Source organism: Stieleria sp. JC731 (assembly GCF_020966635.1).
In the GTDB taxonomy this organism is placed as follows: domain Bacteria; phylum Planctomycetota; class Planctomycetia; order Pirellulales; family Pirellulaceae; genus Stieleria.
This window is the reverse complement of the sequence record NZ_JAJKFQ010000011.1, coordinates 871,211-892,631: the sequence shown is the minus strand read 5'-3', so window position 1 is coordinate 892,631 and position 21,421 is coordinate 871,211. Positions and strand designations below refer to the sequence as shown.

The window sequence follows — 21,421 nt, the reverse complement described above, 5'->3', positions numbered from 1 at the left end:
TTGGGGTGTGTCAGCAAATTATTGATCGCTAAAGAACATCAAATGCTGTTACAATTCCAACTAGGTTTCCCGCTCTGTCTGTGACAAGCAACGGCCTCTCTAAGGCGTCGAATTCGATTTCATCTAACGGCGTAGTGTTGAGACAGGGCTTTGAATTGGCAGGCACATCAAACAGGAGGCCGTGGGATCGAGCTTCTGTTAGGCTCATGGCCAAACGCATTTTCCTATCCTCCGATTTCGAGCCACCATTCTTCAGGAAAGAAACCAACTTAACGTCACTAAGAATCATCCACTCATCACAGACTTTGATTGGCAAATAGGAGAAAGAGTTGGCAAGCATGGTCTTTCGTGCCAAGCTCACTGGGTGCCAATAGTCCGCAGTCATCGGCGAACGCACCATAATGTCACCAACAGTCGTCATGGGCTCCCTTCCGTTCATTAGTGCGTCTTCCAAAATCAATGCTAGTTCAATGCAATGGCCTGTTAAGTACCTCGCCTTTGCACCCTGATGCAATGCGTCGTTTCGGGCATTCGCAACCAACGGGTACAAAACGTCAGCTTTGGTATGCCATGTCTGCTGATGCGGAAACAATGCTTTCCCGAGTGAAGATTCGGCAGCAAGCTGAAGAAGCGATGGGCCGTAATTTCCTAGCGTTGATACCTCTCCTAGTCGGTAACTACCGATGCGTTCAAACACAAAAAGCACTTCGTCAAACGCCTCAGCATCTTTCTGGGCGGCAAGTCTCGCTTGTCGAAGTTCTTCAAGAAAATGTATTGCGACCTCTCCTTGAACTGGCCGCCAATCCCGCTCTTTGTTCTTCTTTCTAATTCGCTCTCTCTGATCCATCTTATTCTCAAAAAAACAGAAAACTGCATGGAGTGCGTAAACTAGCATCTCCGCTAGACCAACGCACTACGAATCTACTTGGGCAAATCAACTACTTGTCCTTGGGAAAACACTCGCTGGTCTACCAAGCAAATGACCTCCAAACGTGTGATGGCGGCATTCTCAGCCATCGACCAAATCGCTGAAGGTGAATCCGCTGAGTACGACGTGATTCCGCTTTAACACCCGCTTGTTTTGCATCAACAGCAATACAACTTTTGCAATGGAGCAAGCAATGAGCGAGATTAAAGCAAGCGGAATTCTTCACGGCCACGAACTATCCGACATGCCAGTCCTGAATCCGGGAGACTGGTTTGGGAAAGCGTTTCTAATTGAAATAGGTGGTAGCTACACGCCGTTGTTCTTGATCGTCGAGGCTAAGAGCATGTGCGATGCCATTGACGAATTTTGCTATCAACGAGCGATACGGTCATTTGATCGTTGTCGAGGACGAAAATCTCGGCGACTATCCCGAAGATGATCGCCACTACGGTCCTAGCGGCCAAGTTCTCGATCTCGATCACTTGATGATCTACGGTCAAGAAGGAGCAGAGATCCCATTTTCCTGTCGTTATCACGGAAACGGACTACCAACCGAAGGAGTTCTCCCAACTGAGTTCGAACATGTCGAAGCGGATTAACACCCTCTTCCCAGATGTCACACAACTCAACTCTAAAGGGAAAACAAAAATGGGCTGGCTTTACCGACCAGATTTCACACGGAAAGAACTGATCGCCGACATCACCAAGTCTTGGGAGCGACAATCAGGCGACAAATTGGTTCAAACCGAATGTTTGGCTAAGTGCTTCCGTGGCGGTTCATTCTCAGGCGTTCTGTGGGCTGTTTGGGAGCGACGATTCACAAAGGATGGTGAAGACGTTGAACCAAAGCAGCGGTGGATCACTTGCGACCTAATCGAATATCGCCGTGATTCAGGATGGGGAAACAAAAGCATGGACGAATCGATGCACCCGTACTATTTCAGTTGCCCGATGAAGTATCTGAACATGGCTCCCATCGATGAATTTGGCGGCAATGCTGAATGGCGTGCTGAAGTGATGAGACATCACGAGAAGCGAAAGGCGAAACGCCAATCACGAGCAATCATCGTTTGATTGCGGACGACAAGTAACACCCGCTTGTGGATCGTTCAAACAAACATCCACAAGCGAGGTAGATCTAGCATGGAACCGTTGGAGGCATACGAATACGCATCAAGTTGGGGGGCGTTCATGAAAAACGGCGATCCCGGTGCTTGCATGTACGGATTCAATTCAGACTGTCGGCCTCAATCGGAAGAACATCGGCAAGCCGTTATTGAATGGATGAAACAATGCCGATTGGTCGTCACCGAACGACCAGCAGGCTTTGAGGATGAACTCGAAAAGCTCGATACCTTTTTTGAATTCATCACCAAGAGAAACAACGAAGCCGAATCCGATGGATCGTTCATCATCGAGATCAGCCTTTGCGGATCGGTCACATGCTGCACTCTAGACGGAAAAAAACTGGAAGGCGAAACGCTGTCGGATATGCACGACTGTAATCATTCAGGTGATGCCGAACCTGCTTGCCAGTACATCCTCGACACCTACAAGCCTGAATTCCGAATCGTTCGGCGAGTTGACGATGTTTATCAAAATGCCCTTGCCTCAGCAGAGGAAAAGGACCAAGTCTGCCGTGAAATTTACGGCGGTGGCGGCTCCAAATTCAACGAAGAAGACGCAAATCTCTATCTCGTTTGGGCTGCTGCTTCCAATCTGGAGGCAATGCAAGAGGCAGAGTAACACCCGCTTGAACAGAAACAAATGAGCCATGGTGTTGACCATGGCTCTTTCTTTATCGCACAACGGAGAAGTTAATGAGCAAGCGATTGTTCAGCTTAGGTCAGATTGTCAGCACACCCGGAGCTTTGGAGCTTTTGGAAAAGCACAATCTGAACGCACTGCATTTTATCCAGAAGCATGTCACCGGAAGTTTTGGAGAAATTTGCGATGAGGACAGAGAGGCAAATAACGAAGCCATTTGGAATGGCGAACGGATTCTCTCGTCTTACAAAATCAACGAGACGGACAAAATCTGGATCATCACTGAAGCTGATCGCAGTTCGACATGCCTCCTGCTTCCAGAGGAGTATTGATCCATGCCATCAATCGAAACAAGCGTGATCGATTCGCTCTACACGAACACGACGCTGGGCCGTTCAGTTGAAGAAGGGCTCAACGTCTGGATCTGCGAAAACCTAACTGCCTTTCGCCAATCGCTTGACTTGCTCAAAGGCAAACCACATCTGCGGGTCATCAGCGCCGGTCCCAGCATCGTGAAGCGAGCGGGATAACACCCGCTTGATGACCGTAGCAAACACTCCCACTTTCACAGGAGCCAGCGATGGCCGACCAGACCGAAGCGATCCGTCGTGAATTATGCAAGACATTGAATGTCGAACCCGGCAGCCGGGAAGATCTTGAGGCCAAATACGGTGATGTTTACGACACAACACAACTTCAAGAAAGTTTCACCGTTCTTAGCTTCTGTGCCCCCTTTTGCATCGTGGCTCGGAAGAGCGATGGCGTCAGGGGCAGCGTCCTCTTCCAGCATAACCCTCGCTTCTATCATTCCTTTAAGCCCGAGTAACCAACATCAAGTTGAAGGGACCATCGATGGATCGATGGTCCTTTTGTTCATGGCCGACTAACACCCGCTTGTTGGTTGTAACAAACAACAACCCTCAACCGGAGAACAACAATGGCATGGTCTTGGTCGCACTCACATGAAGCGTATGCAGCCGTGGAAGAACAACTCCAACTCAAAGCCGAAGCTGCCAACAACGGCAATCAAGAAGCTGCGGACTGGCTTCAAGTCATCTGGGCTGAATGGATCGCAAGCGATTGGCGGGAAGATCGAGTCACAACCGATCTCGATCTCAAGAAGCACGAGACCGGACTGATACGAGCCAAGCGACAGGGAGAACAACTTGGTTACGACAAGCTGGCTGCCGACATCTGGAACTGGAGCAGTGAACTCGCAACTTGCACCAGCGGTGGCTGGGACGCTTGGGTTTGCCCGTTCGGTTGCCACCTGCTACCGTTCGCTGTCGAGGTCGATTGAGGATCAGTTGAATTGCAACGTCGATGTCCTTCAGTATGGAGCATCGACGTTGCAAAAAAATAAATCAAACAATTCTCGACCAATTACTTTAAGTTCTCTTCCAGACAGAGCCCCCGTCACGCCTTGTGCATTGTAGCTTTTATATGCGTGACCAGATTTTTTCGCCGCCAAGAGGTTTGTTGCAAAAGTTGAAGTCTTTGGATTCTTGAGCCTGATTGCTCACGCTTGAATTTGCTTTTGAATGCGTTGCCCACAAAATACGGCGGCAGAAATTTCCCTTCAGCAACAAAGATTTTCAGGATTCATGGACGAATCTCTGCGCCATTCAACCAAATCTTTGAGCAAGACATCGTGCTGCGAGATGGATTGCTGTGGTTGATGGCGAAGCCAACTCCAAAACTTTCGTTGTATTCCATGTAGATCGTTGTGACGTTGGTTAGATCGTCATGATGCTGGGTTGTTTTTGCCCGTATCGGAAGCAGGTCTGCTCTGCCTGCGTCTCTCGCAGCTTGTTCAAGTCCCATTTGAAATCTGTTCGGAGTCATGTTCGCCCAAAGGTTCTCACTCTTGATCTTGAAAGCGACACCTCTAGCGATTTCATTGATGCTAGTGTCGGTATCTGGTATCGAGCTTACCGTTGCAGATGAGCCAGCAGGCTTTGTCGATTGGGCACCATTTGCCTTCAAGTCAGCGATATCCTCCTCGGTGAGTCCCTCCGTCGAAATCATGTTGCCGTTGTATTCGAGCCATTCTGTTTCTGGCTTACTGTTTAACTTGCCGATTATGCCGAGCAATAGAAAACATCCGACAGATGCACCCGCCCATTTCATCTTTGCTTGCTTGCTCCAAGTAGGATGTCGCCAGATCAACAGCAAACCAATCGGTGCGCACAGGAATGCAAATGATGCAACGACTGCGGTAGAAGCCATCAGCGATTTTCCAGCGGCAGAGGCTTCAGTCTTGAGTACAACAATCTCGGATTGCAGTTCGATTAACCGATCCAAGTGCCGTTGAATTTCATGCTGTTCTTTGGAGCATGTTTTCGGAACTTCTCCTCTTTCGTAAGATGCTTTCCCGAGGGCAATCAGCTTTTGGCGTCGTTGGAACTGTGATGTTTTGACTTTCCCAGCGATAACTGTTTGGTTCCCGAGGGCTTTCGCCTTGTCTGCAATCGTCTTCGCTTTTGGTGAACTGACGCCAGCTACTTCAAGCTCGGAGATTTTTTGATTGAGTCGTTTAATTTCATCGAAAAGAGATTCGTGAGTCTCTGCGTGGAAGTCGGTATCGAACACCTGTTGACCGATGGAAAGGTACAACGCAGGAAGATGCACCTGCTGAATCTTCGTGTGCACTGCCTGCTTTGTTGCCAATTGCCCAGCCAGTTTTGCTGACCCACCGAATGATGCTGATGCGTCTTGATTCCCTTCACGCTCTTCGGTGCTCTCATCAACAGTAGGCTTTACAGGGAGCGGCGGTGGTGTGGTTGGATTTGCTTGTGGAAATAGGCCCTTTACCGATCCCGCAGTTCTCCATTGGGACATTCCTTCCTTCCAAATACGGTCGTCCTTTTGTAGTTTTCCACCACGAGCCAGTTCCTTCAACTGAGCGTCACTATATGGGCCGTGCTTCTCGTCGCCATTCATGTAGTACCACTGATTCGCCACCACAAAATCTCCCTTTCCTAGCGGTTGCGACCGGTGAACTGCCCATGATCCACCTGAGCGGTGAAGTTCTTCCGGCATGAATTGCAGGTAATGACCTGTCCGCCCTGCTGCATTCGGATTGGATAGGTGCCAACGGCACCGCACTTGGGACACTGAGTGACGCCTTGCGACATTGAGTTCTCCTGAGCAATCGGATGTTGAATTGGTGTTTACTGGGATGAGCGGAACCCAGCCCAAAACCGGCTCAAAAATATTTCGCCAGCGACTTTGAGCCGATTTGAGACGCACTTTCGCTCAACCATGTAGAGCCATAGTCGTCATCAGAATTGGGTTCGTATATGCTGGAAATCTTCGACTTTCAGCACTGGAATCGATTGATGGAACTCGGCCACACACAACGACTTAAGAACTGGTTGGACCTTGCAAGGCAGGGACAGGTCGATGCACGAAATGAGATCATTGCCCATGCCTGTGAGCGGCTGCGATTGCTGACCCGAAGGATGTTGAAGAACTACCCCAAAGTGAAGCGGTGGTCAGAAACCGACGATGTGCTGCAAAACGCCATGATCCGGTTGCATCGATCACTTGCCGAGATCCAACCAGAAACCCCAAGGCAGTTCTATGGGTTGGCAACGACTCAGATTCGCCGTGAGTTGATCGACCTTGCAAGACACCACTACGGAGCACACGGCAATGGTGCCAACCATCACACCGATGGTGGCGAAACAACGGAACGAAAATCGGATGAACGTGAGCCTGAATCGCTGGAGGGCTGGAGCCTTTTCCATGAGGCAGTTGAAGGCTTACCAGATGATGAACGAGAGGCAGTTAATCTGATCTGGTACGAGGGACTCTCTCAGCCAGATGCCGCTCAACTGTTGGAAATCTCGTTGGCCACGCTAAAACGCCGATGGCAACGAGCACGAATCACATTGGGAAAGCTGGTCGAGGATATAGAGCTTGGTTGACGACAACGAAGACATCATTGCAACGCTATTATTGAAGTGGGAAGAAGCTTGGGATCTTGGGGAAGATCTATCTCCCGCCGAGTTATGCTCCAATCGTCCCGATCTTCAGGACAAGTTGGCCGACCAAATCAACCTTTTGAAATCCATGAACTGGATGAAGCACGATGCTGCTGACGATTCCAATGACGATGATAACGACGAACTGATTGGGAGGACTCTCGCAGGCCGCTATCGTATCGACGAACTGGTTGGCAGCGGTGGGCATGGGCGGGTTTACAAAGCATTCGATCCTGAACTGGAGCGGCATGTTGCCGTCAAAGTTTCAAAGACGGTCGCAAGCCCTGAACAGTCAGAGCAACTGCTGGAAGAAGCACGTCGTGCAGCGAAGTTGAAACACCCCGGCATCGTTGCAGTTCATGATGTGGGAAGACATGACGGTCAACTGTTCTTTGTGACTGAATTGGTCGAAGGCAAGAACCTCGCAGACATCATCGAGAATGATCGACCGAACATCATCGAATCCAAGCGAATTGTTTGCGATGTTGGGGCCTCACTTCATTTTGCACACCAGCAAGGATTTCTTCATCGAGACATCAAGCCTGCAAATTTCTTGATCGATGAACACGGTCGAGTGCTGGTCACTGATTTTGGCATCGCCACGACCATCGATAAGATCGAAGATCATCGTGGTGGGACACCGGGAACACTTCCATACATGGCTCCTGAACAAATAGCCGGTGAAGTCCAGTTGATCGATGCTCGGACAGACATCCATGCTTTGGGCGTCGTTTTGTACGAGTTGCTTACCGGCCAACTTCCCTATCAAGGACGAACTCCGACCGCCGTTCGTGAGCAGATCTTGCTTCGGCAACCGAAGCCTCCTTCGGCATACAACAAAGCGATTTCGAAGCAACTAGAGGCCGTTTGTTTGAAATGCTTGGCGAAACATCCCGCTGATCGATTCGAAACCGCAAATGATGTTGGTATCGCAATCAGTGCCAAAGAATCGACGCTAAGCAAGCAGTGGCTTGCAGGTTTGATACTGTCGCTTGTTGCTGCTATGGGCATTTGGATGTTCTGGCCTTCGGCATTATCGAGGGAAACTGCTTCGCAAAACTCACCAGTGCGGAGCGAAGGTGCATTTGTATTCACCGGCACGGAGCGGATTGTCACGCCATTGATGCGTCGAGCCCCCGTCACTCTGGAAGCTTGGATTGATCCCGAGATCACTGACATAAACTGCCACTTTATTATCGGTGGTGATGTTCGTGGTGAGTTCGGAGTTAGCGTCGGAATCTGCGGAGCGGTTCTTGCTGCTGAAACCGTTCCCCAAATGGTCAAGTCGAATGAGGTCGTCAGACCGGGCCAGTGGTCACATGTTTGTGCAGTCTTTGGGAAAACAGATACCCGCCTGTATTTGAATGGAAAGCTTGTTCATACCGGGCCAGCGACCAAAGCTGTTGCTCCAAATGCACATTTCGTGGTTGGCAATGTTAGCGAAGACACGCCCATCGACTACTTCGCTGGCAAGATCCGAAGTGTTCGGATTTCAGATGGCGAACGCTACTCGGATGACTTCCAACCTGATGAGTCGTTCGCACCAATTAAGGAAGCAAACAAATCTGCTCTCTTGATCTACGACGGCACTCAATTCGAGGGCGGCATTGCCAAAGATCTGTCAGGCAACGGAAACGATGGGCGATGGGAATCGTTCGCTCGATAATTTGAGGTCTTTTGTTGACTCCAAGATTGAACGAAAAAGGCCGGGGAAGCTGGCGAGGTAGATTTCAGGATTAGAAGGAACCTCGGCAATAGCCCGGCCAGATCCAAGTGTATCATCATTCAAGATGAAGTTCTGTCGCTTTTGTCATTTCCACTGAACGGCCATCTGGATCTTTCACCACGGTTCGTAGTCCCCACCTAGTCTGTTTCAGGTCATTCAAGATTTCGACATTCTGATCACGCATCGTGGCCAAGATCGATTCAATGTCGTCAACACTGAATCCAATGCGAGTGGTGCGATCCACTTCATCGGGAGCCTGTGCCGGATAAACCTCCATGACCAGAGCATCGAGTTCCGCAGCCCAGTGAATCGGTCCGCTGCCATGCTGCTCTTCCTGAAAGCGAAGACCGAGCATTTCGTAAAAGCTCACCGTGCGGACCGGTTCGGTTGAACGAATGACAAGGAGGTTGAGTTGGGGTGATGTCATTTCTGTCCTCCCAACGTGATCGACCATTCATTCAGTCCGACATTGGCTGCGGAAACTGAATTTCTTGGGACATAAACTTTCTCTGAGGGAGTCAGCAGTGTTCCCAACATATCATTACCTACAAGTTCACGCTGATGAGCCACGAACTCACTCATGTCGATGATCTCGACGATTTCGTTCTTGCCGAAGGATTCCAGAGTCTTCCCTCGTAGGCCGAGTTGAACTGCTCTGCGTTCGCACTTGCCACCGCTCGGAGTATGGTCTGGGTCCCACTGAAGCCTCACGTCGGATCGGGCGACGGCTGCTTTCCATGCTTCATCGCTCTCAAACAACTCAGGAACGAATGACGATGGGACCGCCTGTTCCAAAAGAGAATCGAAAAAATGTCGCCCCAGTCGAATTGCCAGAACGACTTCCTGTCCCTGAGATCGCCCCCAATTACTCCGGTACATCATCCATAGGAAATTTGGCTTGATCCAACTCATGCGGTTGTAACTGAACTCGCCGCCGAAGTAGCCATTCTTGACGGCGAAGTTCCCGATCTCCGGTCGATATGCTTGATAGACGATGATCGTTTCATCATCGTATTGAGCCATTATGTGTCGTCCGTTTTGCGGCCAACTTTTGGACTGTTCAACGTAGCTTTCGATGTGCAAAGAACTTACTTTCATGTTTCGCTTCGGCTTCCTGACAGGCATTTCAGCCACTCAAATTGAGTGCCCAGCAGCTTTAGTCGCCAGTTGGGAGAGGCACGAAGACTCTCCAGAACAAGTTCGCCAATTGACCTGACGTTTGACATCACAGGTAGGCCGTTCGCATCCATTCGCAAAGGTGATCGTGATTCGTTCAAAAGAGATTTTGCGATAGGTTTGACACGGGTATCGCCGAGCTTGCAAAGGCTATCGATTGCAGTCAGCCTGTGGTGATCGTCGCCGCCGTTGTTGGCCCACTCGATCAGAACGTCGGCACTCTTCCTGCCCGGCAATTCCCCGAGCGCCCTCAAAATGGAGTCAATTGTATGGTGGTCTGATTCGTTTGCGAGTAAGTCAATCACTGAATCTATAGCGGTTCGGCTGCGAATTTGACGCAGCCCTAAAACGGCATAGAATCTGACTTGCGGATGCTCATCGTTAAGTAATCGGAGCAGCAACGCTTCGTCTCGCCGTTTCCACTTAGCGGCATGAGCGGCACAGTAGCGAATGACTCCATGCGGCGATTCGGTAAGTTGCAGAAGAACCTCACTGGAGAGATTCCCGTCACCGTTGAGTTTGAAGAACGCTGTTTTGGCCACCTCTTCGTTTTCCGATTGCAGCAGTTGGGCCACTTTCTCACAGGCTGCATTTCCAAAGAGACACAGGTTTGCACTGATTGCTGCCATCTGAACTTTTGGGCATTCATCGTCGAGTAATTTCAACAACGAAGTTTTTGCCTCAGCAATTTCGAATTTTTCAATGACCGCACATGCCGCTGCCCGAACGTCAGGAACGCCGTCTTCGATCAACTGACATATTCTCTGTTGGCCCGATGCTGAGAGTTTCGGTAGCCGCCGAATGGCATGAACCGCCTCTGCACGATCCAAATCTGATGTGGAAGCACTGTTCAGCAAGGCAATCAGAGCGGATTCATTACCCGTAAGGCCGTAACCGAACCAGAACATGTCATAGCCCCCGAGCAACTCATCAAGCCAACGCTCGTACCACGACAAGAAGTCTGGTTCCCTAACGACGTAGGGAGCCTGTCCATCGGCGTCAAGATAGACGACTCGACCTGCAAACTCACCGGTAACGATCAGTCCCATCTCGTAGGTGCAACCCTGAGTACCGATGGAGATCATTCCTTGATAGGGCGAGGCACAATTGTTGAACTGACTCTCCCAGTCATTCTCTCGGGACATCTCGGGATGTAACGGGCTGGGTAGATCAATGATCTTGTCCGCAGGATATTCTGCCGTCCAGTCGCTAAAGTCGTTTGATTGATCCAATTTGTATATGCCGTAGTACGGACCCGCTCCGCCGTTGCCTGCAATCCGTAGGAAGCTCCGATAGTCAGAAGGCAAAGTCACATTGTGCTCAGACTCAAATCGAATCAAAAACGCCTCATCAACAGGTGAGTTGAGCCGAAAACGGTGGCGATCTGACCCAAAACAAGACAACCCCCGTTGCCGCACCTGATTCAGCTTGCTCAGTATCCGTTCAATACGTTGGTCGTTCTTTTCTGCCATCGCATGTTTCTTCAATTTTTCGTGGCCACTGGCACGCTCGCCAAAAATAAGTAGGTCGAGGGCAGAATTGTGAACACCCTAGATCGTATTCCTGAAACTCGTCACAGACATCGCTATCCCAAATTCCATGTTTGGTGCAGTTGCACCCCACAAACATCGCACTCGAAGTGATTGTCTTTGACAATGCTGATCTGTCGGCAGTTGTCACACCGCCGAAATATCACTGGCATCGAAAATCCATCAGTCACGACGACCCCAACTTGTTTCAATGCCTGTTCGACGGCATTCCATGACGACGGCTCCGGGCAATATCCAGTCGATTGATTCGTCACCCACTCGGCAATGATCTCATTGGCGGAGAAATCAAAGGTGATCTCACCTGCACTCAGTACATCATTACCTCCCGCACAGCTAACATGCTCCGACCGACGAGGAGCAAGACGAAGGTGGCCGTTTAAATCGACTACGAATGTTGCGGTTTGCTCATTTGAGCCCTGTGTGATTCCCAACGACGTTAGCACGGACCGAAGTTGATCTGGCGTCTTGATTGGCTGTGCTGGAGATGACACAAGCGGTCTCAAATGGTCAGGGCCGATATATCGATATCTTTTGAGACCTTTGTTCAAGGCAGAACTCCATCTTTTGCTGCAAGATCATGACATTCGATCCCGATTTACGCCATCAGAAGCAGGCTCGGAAATGCTCGTGGTTTGTAGATCGCATGTTACGCCTCCTGAATTTGCGGACAGAGCCGATGACACCACGGAAGGACAATAGGTTCGCTCACTGATTGCCCTGAATTAACACCCGCTTGTTGAGGGCCAGAAACTCTGTCCTCTGGCCCACGATTCTCATTCACGGAGCAGGAACTTGATCCTTCGAGCAATACCCATCGGCGAGCCGCCCAGCCGTCGATACATCATCCGAAATCAGCATGACCGTTCCGTTTGGGACGGCGAAAAGTTCGTCGAGGATAAGTCTGAGGCCATGTTGTTCGCCACAGCATCCGATGCCTGCATGGTGATGCAGGACATCTTGAAAGACTTCTACAAAGGTATTAGCTCACGGAAAGTCCGCTATGTCTGTCCTGTCGAGATCGAGGTCTGGGGTGCTGTTAGTCCGAAACAGGTTGCACACTACTTGCATCGTGCATCAGTCTTAAACGTGAAGACACACGAACACGGCAATGGCCCTACGTTTGACTCTCTGGTGCTTCCAACAATCCACTGGGGAATGTTGAGTGAGGTCGAAGCCTCAATCACTGATCCCAATTACAAGAAGCCAGATGATCCCGCCGTTGAATGGGGGCTGGAGGAGCCAGATGAAGACGAGTAAGAGCGGAACATTCCTTCGGGCCAGCATGATCGTCTTTGTGATCTACAAAGCGTTGGCTTGGACTTGGAACTGGATGACGGGGACCAATTTTTGGACGGCATTCGAGATGGTCGTCAGTGCCGTATCGACGGTTGCGTTTTTCGGCGGCATTGCTTGGATGCTGACCAAAGTTGGGATGGCCGTACTTTGGGGCCGAAATCCTGAGTATCAGCAGTACCGGCAGAACGGCGGCGATCCGTTCTTCGATTCTTTGCCGTCAGCCGTGAATGGGAGTCGTAACGACGGTCAGTTCGAGTGCCCCGTTTGCTCCTCGCCAGTGCAGAATCGAATCGATGTCTGTGGCCGTTGTGGGTACGGGGCAGATGGGGACTCGGCGGCTTACTTCGAGCGGTACGGGCGGTGAAGCCTGCGGACATGAAGGATGAAGAGTGGCAAGAGATCAGGAGCAGGCATGGAGTCTGATAACGGGCTCCGTCACTTGCGTCAGTCAACGCAAGTCACCCCGTTTCGTGTTGTTGTACGCTCCACCAATGGGGACAGGACTGGGCCGAGGACTGGTCGAATTGACTCAGGAAATTTGACCACGAACTTGCCCACCATTTTGCCCATGGAATTAGGCCATAAATAAACGCCGCAAGTTGTTTGCTGGAAACAAGTTGCGGCGTTCAGTTTTTTCAATTCAAGTCGGGGCGACACGATTTGAACGTGCGACCTTCTGGTCCCAAACCAGACGCTCTGCCAGGCTGAGCTACGCCCCGATTGGCGTTGTGGCGATAGATTAACGGAGATTGATTCCGAGCGAAAGGTTCACTGACCTCGCTTTTTTCTTTTCGCCTTGATGAACTGTGTCACCAAACTTCCTCCACCGTTTCAATCATTGTGCCGCATCTGAACGGCCGGTGAACGAAGCGAGAAGTATACATATCCGATGACCTGCGAAAAGGCCTGACAAGTCACCGAATTGAAAACTTCTCGATTGCTGTCAGGTCGGCCTCGGAAGCATCGCTTCTTGACTGATTTCAGCAAATTCGCACGATCCAGTGAACTGCAACCCGATCGCAGCAAGTGAAGCCCCCCGCTGAACCACTCGTGGAACTTCTCGCCAAAATTCATGCCGCTGACTACGACTCGGTGCGAGTGCAGTAAATTCCGGCGATCACGGGGGCTGTGGCCAGCAAAAGGACTCGGAAGGCAGAGCCCTTTTGCATTTGCTCGAACGCGAGGTTGGTTTTGGTCGAGCTTGTTTTTTGGATCGGGCGATTGGGAGTTGGCCCTGGCTGCCCGTGCGAGAACCGCCGCTAACGCGGTGCGGCTGATGGGACTGCTGCTTGATTTTCAGATTAGCGAATGGCTTAGAGCCGACTGCCCGAAGGAGAACCGCCGCTAACGCGGTGCGGCTCATAGGGCAGTCGTACTACTCTTCAGTTGGGCTCGGTTGCCCGTGCGAGAATCGCCGCTAACGCTGTGCGGCTAATAGCACTAGCTGGCTTGTGATGGCTCGGCGTGGCCGAGCTGGGCCAAGACTTGAAGGACACCGTTTAAGTGAGCCAAGCGAGGTCCGAAGCGGTCAACGAATTCATTCAACATGAACTCGCTCTCTTCCAAACTGTCTTCGCTGTCCGCAATCTCTTCGGTCAAGCTATCAAGGAAACGAGTCTGCACGCGGCTGAGCGTTTCTGCGGCAGTGCGGCAAGAGCGAGCCAATTCTGGGTTCGCGTCTTTCCACTGTTGAAGCTCGGTTGCACGTTGTTCATTGACAGCATTTTGCTGCTGAATCATTTGCTCGAGAAGACGGTTTTGCTGTTGTTGGCCAGCGATGAGGTGACGAAGCAGGTCGATCATGATTTGGTCTTTCGTCTTTCGTGTCTCGGTTTCTGCGTCCGCAGAAACGTCGATGCGAAAGACGGGTGAAAGTGGTTCATGCTCGTATGAAGACATCAGCAATAAATCCTTGGTAGCGCAATGAACACGATCAAGCTGGCAGGTAGACGCCAGCCTCGATGGAGCAGGTCCGAGTATAACCCGAGCATTTTTCTGTTGTCGATGAAATGCGGCAGGTGTCGGTAATTTTCCCCCGCGCCTCCAGGAAAAATTTGCCATACCCCACGATTTTAAACTTTTCTGACGAGCATCCGGCACGTCGCTGCGATCGTTAAAGTCCGCACGACCGGAAAGCCGAATCAATTGTTGCATCCTTTCAACTGGCGACCGCTCGCCGAAAGGATTCTCCTCCCGCGATTCCCTTGACCGTTGCCCAATGGCAGATAGCTCGCCCGAAAACAAAAACCCGACCCTTGGATACCTGACTGTCGTCAACGATGAGTTCACCGGCTGGACCGGTGGGATGCTTGTTCTTGATCGCGGAGGTCGTCCGATGGAGTTTCAGTGCACACTTCCAGTCCGACCCACAAAAGCTCATGAGATCCTGTTTGGACCCACACTCCCTCGCCATCTGATCAGTGAAGTGATCGGAAAGCTATTGCTACAGAAATGCCGCACGCCGCTTTCAATCGTTTGTACCGATCTGGAAGAGGCACTAGACGTCGAAGCGTTTACCCAATGTCCCGTTGTGCTGGTCAGCGAAGCGACCGAACAGGACCAACCGTCCGATACATCCACCGTGAAGTCGACGAATAAGATCGATGAGATGGAAGCCATCGCGTTTGCAGGTGCGACGTTTCTTGCTGCGATCGATGTCGCCGCGAAAGTCGAATCGTATGCCGGTCGCTTTGGTGATCTTCCCGATGCGGTTGAACCGTTCGAACGAATTCGCGAAGCGATCAAAGAAGCTCATTCGCAACTTGCTCGTCAGCAAAGCGGTGCTGCCTAATGGTCTGGTTCCCAAAGCGGACGTCGACAAGTACGCCTACGTCTTCGAGCCCGTCAACCAAGTCGACTTCATCGTCCGACTTGGTTGCATCGATCGATTCGGTCGCCTCTTGGCACCGTGACGATGTGTTTGCGCCGGAACTCGTTTCACTTGACCTTGCGCCGATTGAACCGATCGCGATTCCCATTCGGCTTCCTGCTCTGAAAACGAAAGTCAAAGGGTTCGTGTTTCCGAACGCCAACCGACCGTTCGTTCCGCCTGCGGTCGGTAACCTTGCCGAACCGACAGACGAACAAAGACAACGGAAACGCAACACAAAGAAATCGTCTCACGGTCGCATCAAGCCGCCTTCGGATATCGTCAAGCTGCAAGACCGCCTGTTCTACATGCTGCAGCCGCCGCTGGAGTCTCTTGTCGGCAGCGGTCAGCTGAACTTTCCGTTCGAGCCGTTTCCCTATCAGCTTGACGGAATGGCGTTTTTATTCCCGCGATATGCGGGGATCCTGGCCGACGAAATGGGACTGGGTAAAACGATGCAGGCGATCAGCACGATCCGACTGTTGCTCTGCAGTGGTGAAGTTTCCAACGTGTTATTGGTTTGTCCCAAACCGTTGGTCACAAACTGGCTTCGTGAATTCAGTGTCTGGGCACCAGAAATTCCCATCGTTGCGATCGAGGGCAACTCGGCCAAACGAGAGTTCCAGTGGACCAGTCCTCAAGTCCCCGTGAAGGTCGCCAACTATGAACTGTTGATGCGTGACCATACGATTCTCGAGGAGCACGATTTGCACTTCGATCTCGTCGTACTCGATGAAGCTCAGCGGATCAAAAACCGCACGAGCACAACTGCGGAAGTGATCCGATCGATCAAGCGAACACGAAGTTGGGCACTGACGGGAACTCCTGTCGAAAACTGCCCCGATGACTTGGTCGGGATCTTTGAGTTCCTTTCACCCGGTTATCTGAAACCGGGGATGCCGATGCATCAAATTGCCAAGCATGCGGGTGACTTTATCCTGCGTCGGACCAAAGACATGGTGCTCGACGACATGCCACCGAAGCTTTATCGCGATGCCGAACTGGATCTGACGCCGGAACAGTGGGCAACCTACGAAGCGGCCGAAACCGAAGGCGTCGTTCATCTGGAAAACCTGGAACAGTCACTGACGATCCAACACGTTTTTGAACTCGTCTTGCGGCTAAAGCAGATCTGCAACTTTGACCCGGTGACCGGCAGCAGCTGCAAACTGGAACGCTTGGTCGCGGATATCGAAGAAGTCGCCGCGAGCGGCAAGAAAGCGATCGTGTTTAGCCAATGGGTCAAAAGCCTTGATAAGATCAAAGCGGCTTTGCAACCCTACGGTCCGCTGGAATACCACGGGAAAATTCCACACAAGAAGCGTAACGGCGTGATCGATCAGTTTAAGAACGATCCGAACAGCCACGTGATCTTGATGAGCTATGGCGCAGGCAGTGTCGGATTGAACTTGCAATTCTGCGAGTACGTATTCTTGTTTGATCGTTGGTGGAATCCGGCGATCGAAGACCAGGCAATCAACCGTGCACACCGTCTTGGAGCGGCAGGCGCGGTCACGGTCACAAAGATGATGGCGGTCGGGACGATCGAGCAACGGATCAACGACGTGCTCGATCAAAAGCGAGAGATGTTCGACACGCTGTTCTCCAGCCACGAACAGCCAACGCGAAATGTTGGCTTGAGCCGTGATGAGATCTTTGGTCTGTTCGACTTGCGTGCGCCCTGCGGAAAGAAAGTCGCTTAACCAAGTCGTCGACCTGACCGAAGGCGATACTGGTTTTCAGATCGCCTGGAAAGACTTCGACGTTTTCGCATCGCCGATGACGATGCGTTTGCCCCTAGCAGCCTGTTGATATTCAGGTTTGATCTCTCGTAAAGTCGGTTCGACTCGGGAAAACCAGCGGGGAGGTGCGTTACCTACACGGGGTGTAGATTGACAATGAAATCCAACAGGTTGTTACTGTTTCCGAAACTGTGTTGTTGGTAACGCTGGCTGAGGGGAAGTGCGTTTCTTACACGGAGTGTAGGTTGACAATAGAGAATCAACAGATTGTTACTGCTTCCGAAACTGTGTGGTTGGTAACGCTGGCTGAAAGGATTGAAATGTTGCCGCGGGAATTGGCGGAGGGTACTGCGCTGGCTGAGGTATTGAAATTGCTGACGGATAACTGAATCGTTGATTGACATCGATTCCGTCGGCTTTCATTTGGTCGAGTGTAATTTTTGCGTCGACCCATTTGTCAACGGAAGCTTCACGTCGCTCCACTTCCTCTCGCAGCTTTTTCGCTCGGGCTTCAATCTCGGTAACTTTCAGATCCTGAAACGCGGTGTCGAGATCAAAACGTAGCTGGTAGAGGAACTTTAATTCCGCGATCGCCCCAACGCTCGACACCGACTTTTCTTTGTCTTCGCTTGCATCGACAAGTGCTTTTTGCATTTGCTGAATCCGCGACTCGATCTGTGGAGCCAACTGCATTCGTATCTGATCTGCGGAGTTCCCAATCGTTAACCGATTCTTTGTTGCGTTGGAGGCTGGCAGGGCTGCATAAGGATTCTGGGGAAACTGCCCGAATGCAGCCGACACGGTTGGAGTGGGAAGTGCCAGTTTTATCTTTCCGCGTAGGACGTCTTTGATCGTGTCCATCGGCCAGCATTTAAGCTGTTCACCATCAGTTCCTTTGGGCAAAGTCTCACGATCTAAAAAATCAGCTAGCTCCATCACCGAGTCACTCGATTCGGGCAAAGACGGCTTGGGAACTGTTGATTCGTCGCTGGGCCTTAATTCATTGCTCGACTCAGCCTCAGCAGGTTCGGCAGGTAAGACTGGCTGTGCAATGCCTTCAGTTGCGTCGTCCGCTTCTGGAATGTTTGGTACTGCAACACTGGGTGCTGCAACGCTGGGTGCTGGTGGAGTAGTGCTGATCGCTGGCAGGTCTTGGGCGTATGCAGCGGCAGTCATGCTGACCATCGCAGTGATACAGAAGCAACGGCGGAACATCGGCATTGGAAATCCTCGCAAGGGGAAAGTTTTGCGTGAGATAGTGAATGCCGCACTGGTGCATTCCATTTGCGGCGTTGTAAGCGACACTGACTGAAGGTCCGGGCAACAAAACCGTGGATCAATACGTCGTTCTTGATACCGAACGCTGCATGAACTGCTCGGCTTCACGAAGCAACTGTTCGACGTCATAGATTTCTTGCATCGCGGGATCCGAACTGGAACTGCCGACCCGAGGGATGTGGACGTCATTTGGCATCTGGATACCAGATGGCAAAGAAGGCTGAGACGATTGAAAGCTTGGTTGATCCGCATGTGTTGATTCACTCGATGATCGAAGTGGAGTTGCTCGGCCACTTGGCGCACTGGTCATGGGAGGAATCCCAAAGTTTGGCAGGGATTCACGCGAACTGTTTAGTCGAGGCACAGATGCAGAATCGACCGGTGAACGTTCATCACCAACGGGGGCAGCGTCGAATCTCATTTCATAGTCACTGTTGTTGGAAAGATCGTCCTTCAGCGTGAACGGTTCTTTGGGGGCGATCACCACTGGAGATTGAGCAGCAGGTGCAAACACCGAACGAACCCGTGCCGGATCAGAAAAAACGATCAAAGTCAAAAAAGCTGCGACCGGTGCAACAAACCAAGGTCGACTCCACCAAGCGACTTTCGATGACGCCACTACGGATACTTGCGAAGACGATGGATAAGATTCTGGGTTCTGCATCTCACTAAGCACCCGTTCGAGTTCGGCTTGAACCTCTGCCGCAGTCTCCGGCCGATCGCTGACATTCTTCGACAACAAACGATCCACCAGATCGCTGACTCGGCGAGGAATCTGGGAGTTCATTTTCCAGAGCGGCCGGTGGGGCTGACTGACAATTCGATGAAGCACCGCAAGCGATCGTTCGGCACGCCAAGGCGGTCGCCCAGTGAACATGAAGTAGATCACCGCTCCGAGACTGAAGAGATCGCTGCGCGGCCCCACGTCACCGCCACGTGCCTGTTCGGGAGACATGTAGTGCGGTGTTCCGGCGATGAACCCGGTTCGCGTCAAGCTGGCGTCGTCGACAGCACGAGCCAACCCAAAGTCACTGATCCATGTTCGGCTACAACTGTGATTGACCAAGATGTTGGCCGGCTTCACGTCACGGTGAATGATGCCTTGGCGATGCGCGGCAGCCAGTCCGGTCGCGGCCTGCGATGCGATCCGTAGCGCATCAAAAACCGATAGCGGGCCATAAAGGTCGACGTGCCGTTGCAATGAAATTCCGTCGATGAAACGCATGACGAGGTACGGCAAAGCTGCCGTTGTGTCGACTTCATGAATAGCCACCACATTCTCGTGAACCACCGCAGCGGCGGCGCGGCCTTCGCGAATGAAGCGCTGTTTTGCGGCACCGCTGCGAGCCAAATGTGGCGCTAGAACCTTGATCGCGACCATGCGATTGAGTTCGGCGTCGTGTGCTTTGACCACCACTCCCATGCCACCGGAACCGATTTCACGCTCGATGGTGTAGCGTCCCAGTTGACCTAGGATCTCTGGCTGGCTGCCTGGCTGGATCGCTCCGATCGATCGCAACTGCATGATCGGATCGTCATCGTCAAACAGTCGGGCATCGCAAGACGATGAATCGGCGATATCGCTCTGCGGATCATCGAGCACGCTTTCGTCTAGGAATCTTGCCGCATCGTTCCACCATGATGCGTCTGCGGTTTCCTGCTCCAAACGCTGTTGGCAATGTTCGCAGCTAGAAAGGTGTTGCGACAAGGCATCGCGTTGCGATTCGTCGAGTAGATCGTCCGCCGCCGCGATGACTGATTCTGTTGGGCATTTCATTGTGATTCTCCCACATTCGAAGTCTGCCTGACGCTCGTTTCGCTGAGCTGTTCGACCAAGTCACCGCTAACGTCTTGAACGAGTCGCTTGAGGTGTGACATGACACGACTGCGAGCGAGATAGACCGCGCCGACATCGATGTTCAGGTCATTCGCAACTGTGCGTGGTGATTGGCATTCGATGGCTGTCCGAGAGAACGCTTCCCAAGTTTCTGGGCGGACCGTAGTTCGAACTTTTCTGGCGGCCCATCGAAATGCACGTCGACGAAACGCGATGGCGAATTCTTGTTCGGCCGAACAAGTCGCCTGAACATCAGCCAATCGTTGTAGTGATTCGGTTCCACCGACGGGCTGGACGTGCCCACGTAGCTGCCGCAGGCGATTGAGCGATTGATTTCGAGCGACCCGGAACAGCCAGCTTCGAAAGCGACCGCGTTGCTCGTTAGGTTCAAATTTTTCGACCGACTGAGCCACAGCGATTAGCACCTCTTGCACCAAGTCTGTCGCGTCACTGGGTTGCAGACCGTGACGGCGTCCGATTCCGTAGATTAGTGGTTCGTAAAGCTGAACGAACTCCTGCCACGCGGCTGTATCGGCGTGATCGGGCAAACGAGCGATCAAGCTCTCGCGGGTTTCCGGTTCCATGATTGTGATTCCTCTCAAGCGTTGACTAACGCGGGAGCCAAGAATCTATCACGAAGGGGATCAGTTTTTTGAAAGAAGGTTCTGCCGAGGCAAGAACTGAATCAGATGCTTGCTCGGCATTTGTGAACTAGCCGAAACCGGGTGAGAAGTCGGCGCATAAAAAAAGCCACCTGGAGCAACGAATGCTGCCAGATGGCTTAATTTGGAGTGACCCCTACGGGACTCGAACCCGTGTTACCGCCGTGAAAGGGCGATGTCCTAGACCGCTAGACGAAGGGGCCGTAACGATGTCGCAACAAGTATTTTCCTGTCGCTGACTTCGATGAGCGGAGTTGTACCGAAGACCACCAAGGACCGTCAAGGGTTCGCTGAAAAACCTGACGAAATTTGCTTAGACGTGCCCTCCGCAGAGGTGCGTCATCACGGCCCGGTGTAAAACGATGACTCGTTCGGCCTTCTAGACCTATGCATCGACAGCGGCGTCGCCAGACTCCAGGCTTTTCTGGATAGCTTCGTAGACTTCGCGACGGTGGACGGGTACCTCTCGTGGTGCTTCGACGCCCAACCGCACTTTATCACCACGGATCTCTACAACGACGATCTTAATGTCGTTGTTGATGACGATACTTTCGTTCTTCTTACGCGATAAAACCAACATGTTTCAGTCCTTTCGTTAACC

General features: G+C 51.7%; 23 protein-coding genes and 2 tRNA genes. 13 read left to right on the top strand and 12 right to left on the bottom strand.

Annotation, left to right across the window (positions count from 1 at the left end):
* Positions 1-28: 28 nt before the first annotated feature.
* Positions 29-847 (bottom strand): hypothetical protein, encoded by an 819-nt coding sequence (locus tag LOC67_RS20160; RefSeq protein WP_230264581.1) that lies wholly within the window; start codon positions 845-847, stop codon positions 29-31.
* Positions 848-1,278: 431 nt separating this feature from the next.
* Here LOC67_RS20160 and LOC67_RS20155 point away from each other — a divergent pair, with 431 nt between their 5' ends.
* From LOC67_RS20155 to LOC67_RS20125, 7 genes are all read left to right on the top strand, one after another.
* The gene (locus LOC67_RS20155; RefSeq protein ID WP_230264579.1) at positions 1,279-1,527 is read left to right on the top strand and encodes a hypothetical protein; all 249 of its coding nucleotides are present in this window, start codon (positions 1,279-1,281) and stop codon (positions 1,525-1,527) included.
* A gap of 49 nt (positions 1,528-1,576) precedes the next feature.
* Positions 1,577-2,002, top strand: coding sequence for a hypothetical protein (locus LOC67_RS20150; RefSeq protein ID WP_230264577.1), 426 nt, complete (start codon positions 1,577-1,579; stop codon positions 2,000-2,002).
* A 69-nt stretch (positions 2,003-2,071) separates the two neighbouring features.
* Positions 2,072-2,674, top strand: a complete 603-nt coding sequence (locus LOC67_RS20145) for a hypothetical protein (protein WP_230264576.1) — start codon at positions 2,072-2,074, stop codon at positions 2,672-2,674.
* 74 nt (positions 2,675-2,748) lie between these two features.
* Positions 2,749-3,027, top strand: coding sequence for a hypothetical protein (locus tag LOC67_RS20140; protein WP_230264575.1), 279 nt, complete (start codon positions 2,749-2,751; stop codon positions 3,025-3,027).
* A 3-nt stretch (positions 3,028-3,030) separates the two neighbouring features.
* Positions 3,031-3,225, top strand: a complete 195-nt coding sequence (locus LOC67_RS20135; RefSeq protein ID WP_230264574.1) for a hypothetical protein — start codon at positions 3,031-3,033, stop codon at positions 3,223-3,225.
* 50 nt (positions 3,226-3,275) lie between these two features.
* Complete coding sequence (locus LOC67_RS20130; RefSeq protein ID WP_230264573.1) at positions 3,276-3,521, top strand: hypothetical protein; 246 nt, start codon at positions 3,276-3,278, stop codon at positions 3,519-3,521.
* 111 nt (positions 3,522-3,632) lie between these two features.
* Complete coding sequence (locus LOC67_RS20125; protein WP_230264572.1) at positions 3,633-3,995, top strand: hypothetical protein; 363 nt, start codon at positions 3,633-3,635, stop codon at positions 3,993-3,995.
* A gap of 302 nt (positions 3,996-4,297) precedes the next feature.
* On the opposite strand, the gene LOC67_RS20120 is transcribed toward LOC67_RS20125, so the two are convergent.
* Positions 4,298-5,659: a DUF4339 domain-containing protein gene (locus LOC67_RS20120; RefSeq protein ID WP_230264571.1), complete on the bottom strand. Its 1,362-nt coding sequence runs from the start codon at positions 5,657-5,659 to the stop codon at positions 4,298-4,300.
* A 338-nt stretch (positions 5,660-5,997) separates the two neighbouring features.
* Between LOC67_RS20120 and LOC67_RS20115 the strand changes: the two genes are divergently transcribed.
* Both LOC67_RS20115 and LOC67_RS20110 read left to right on the top strand, forming a co-directional pair.
* On the top strand, positions 5,998-6,627 hold the full coding sequence (locus LOC67_RS20115) for an RNA polymerase sigma factor (protein ID WP_230264569.1): 630 nt from the start codon (positions 5,998-6,000) through the stop codon (positions 6,625-6,627).
* Entirely contained in the window at positions 6,620-8,350 is a 1,731-nt protein-coding gene (locus tag LOC67_RS20110; RefSeq protein WP_230264566.1) for a protein kinase domain-containing protein, read from the top strand. Before LOC67_RS20115 ends, LOC67_RS20110 begins: the two co-directional genes overlap by 8 nt.
* A 115-nt stretch (positions 8,351-8,465) precedes the next feature.
* Here LOC67_RS20110 and LOC67_RS20105 read toward each other — a convergent pair whose 3' ends face one another.
* The 3 genes from LOC67_RS20105 to LOC67_RS20095 form a co-directional block, all read right to left on the bottom strand.
* Complete coding sequence (locus tag LOC67_RS20105; RefSeq protein WP_230264564.1) at positions 8,466-8,837, bottom strand: VOC family protein; 372 nt, start codon at positions 8,835-8,837, stop codon at positions 8,466-8,468.
* Positions 8,834-9,433, bottom strand: a complete 600-nt coding sequence (locus tag LOC67_RS20100) for a DUF4291 domain-containing protein (RefSeq protein WP_230264563.1) — start codon at positions 9,431-9,433, stop codon at positions 8,834-8,836. The genes LOC67_RS20105 and LOC67_RS20100 overlap by 4 nt, the downstream gene beginning before the upstream one ends.
* 71 nt (positions 9,434-9,504) lie before the next feature.
* A complete protein-coding gene (locus tag LOC67_RS20095) occupies positions 9,505-11,058 on the bottom strand; it encodes a HEAT repeat domain-containing protein (RefSeq protein ID WP_230264561.1) in 1,554 nt (517 codons plus the stop codon).
* 870 nt (positions 11,059-11,928) lie between these two features.
* Here LOC67_RS20095 and LOC67_RS20090 point away from each other — a divergent pair.
* Together LOC67_RS20090 and LOC67_RS20085 are read left to right on the top strand one after the other, a co-directional pair.
* A complete protein-coding gene (locus LOC67_RS20090; protein ID WP_230264559.1) occupies positions 11,929-12,393 on the top strand; it encodes a hypothetical protein in 465 nt (154 codons plus the stop codon).
* Positions 12,380-12,796, top strand: a complete 417-nt coding sequence (locus tag LOC67_RS20085; protein WP_230264557.1) for a hypothetical protein — start codon at positions 12,380-12,382, stop codon at positions 12,794-12,796. The genes LOC67_RS20090 and LOC67_RS20085 overlap by 14 nt, the downstream gene beginning before the upstream one ends.
* 281 nt (positions 12,797-13,077) lie before the next feature.
* On the opposite strand, the gene LOC67_RS20080 is transcribed toward LOC67_RS20085, so the two are convergent.
* Both LOC67_RS20080 and LOC67_RS20075 read right to left on the bottom strand, forming a co-directional pair.
* Positions 13,078-13,151, bottom strand: a tRNA-Pro gene (locus tag LOC67_RS20080).
* Positions 13,152-13,872: 721 nt separating this feature from the next.
* The gene (locus tag LOC67_RS20075; RefSeq protein ID WP_230264555.1) at positions 13,873-14,331 is read right to left on the bottom strand and encodes a hypothetical protein; all 459 of its coding nucleotides are present in this window, start codon (positions 14,329-14,331) and stop codon (positions 13,873-13,875) included.
* Positions 14,332-14,650: 319 nt separating this feature from the next.
* On the opposite strand from LOC67_RS20075, the gene LOC67_RS20070 reads away from it, so the two are divergent.
* Together LOC67_RS20070 and LOC67_RS20065 are read left to right on the top strand one after the other, a co-directional pair.
* Positions 14,651-15,223 (top strand): hypothetical protein, encoded by a 573-nt coding sequence (locus LOC67_RS20070; RefSeq protein ID WP_230264553.1) that lies wholly within the window; start codon positions 14,651-14,653, stop codon positions 15,221-15,223.
* A complete protein-coding gene (locus LOC67_RS20065) occupies positions 15,223-17,004 on the top strand; it encodes a DEAD/DEAH box helicase (RefSeq protein WP_230264552.1) in 1,782 nt (593 codons plus the stop codon). The genes LOC67_RS20070 and LOC67_RS20065 overlap by 1 nt, the downstream gene beginning before the upstream one ends.
* 309 nt (positions 17,005-17,313) lie before the next feature.
* Here the strand turns inward: LOC67_RS20065 and LOC67_RS20060 are convergent, their stop codons facing one another.
* The 5 genes from LOC67_RS20060 to csrA form a co-directional block, all read right to left on the bottom strand.
* A complete protein-coding gene (locus tag LOC67_RS20060; protein WP_230264551.1) occupies positions 17,314-18,219 on the bottom strand; it encodes a hypothetical protein in 906 nt (301 codons plus the stop codon).
* 160 nt (positions 18,220-18,379) lie between these two features.
* Positions 18,380-20,098: a serine/threonine-protein kinase gene (locus LOC67_RS20055; protein ID WP_230264550.1), complete on the bottom strand. Its 1,719-nt coding sequence runs from the start codon at positions 20,096-20,098 to the stop codon at positions 18,380-18,382.
* Positions 20,095-20,742, bottom strand: a complete 648-nt coding sequence (locus tag LOC67_RS20050) for an RNA polymerase sigma factor (RefSeq protein ID WP_230264549.1) — start codon at positions 20,740-20,742, stop codon at positions 20,095-20,097. The genes LOC67_RS20055 and LOC67_RS20050 overlap by 4 nt, the downstream gene beginning before the upstream one ends.
* Positions 20,743-20,950: 208 nt before the next feature.
* Positions 20,951-21,023, bottom strand: a tRNA-Glu gene (locus tag LOC67_RS20045).
* Between the two features lie 182 nt (positions 21,024-21,205).
* Positions 21,206-21,400, bottom strand: coding sequence for a carbon storage regulator CsrA (gene csrA / locus LOC67_RS20040; RefSeq protein WP_095742250.1), 195 nt, complete (start codon positions 21,398-21,400; stop codon positions 21,206-21,208).
* Between the last annotated feature and the right edge of the window lie 21 nt (positions 21,401-21,421).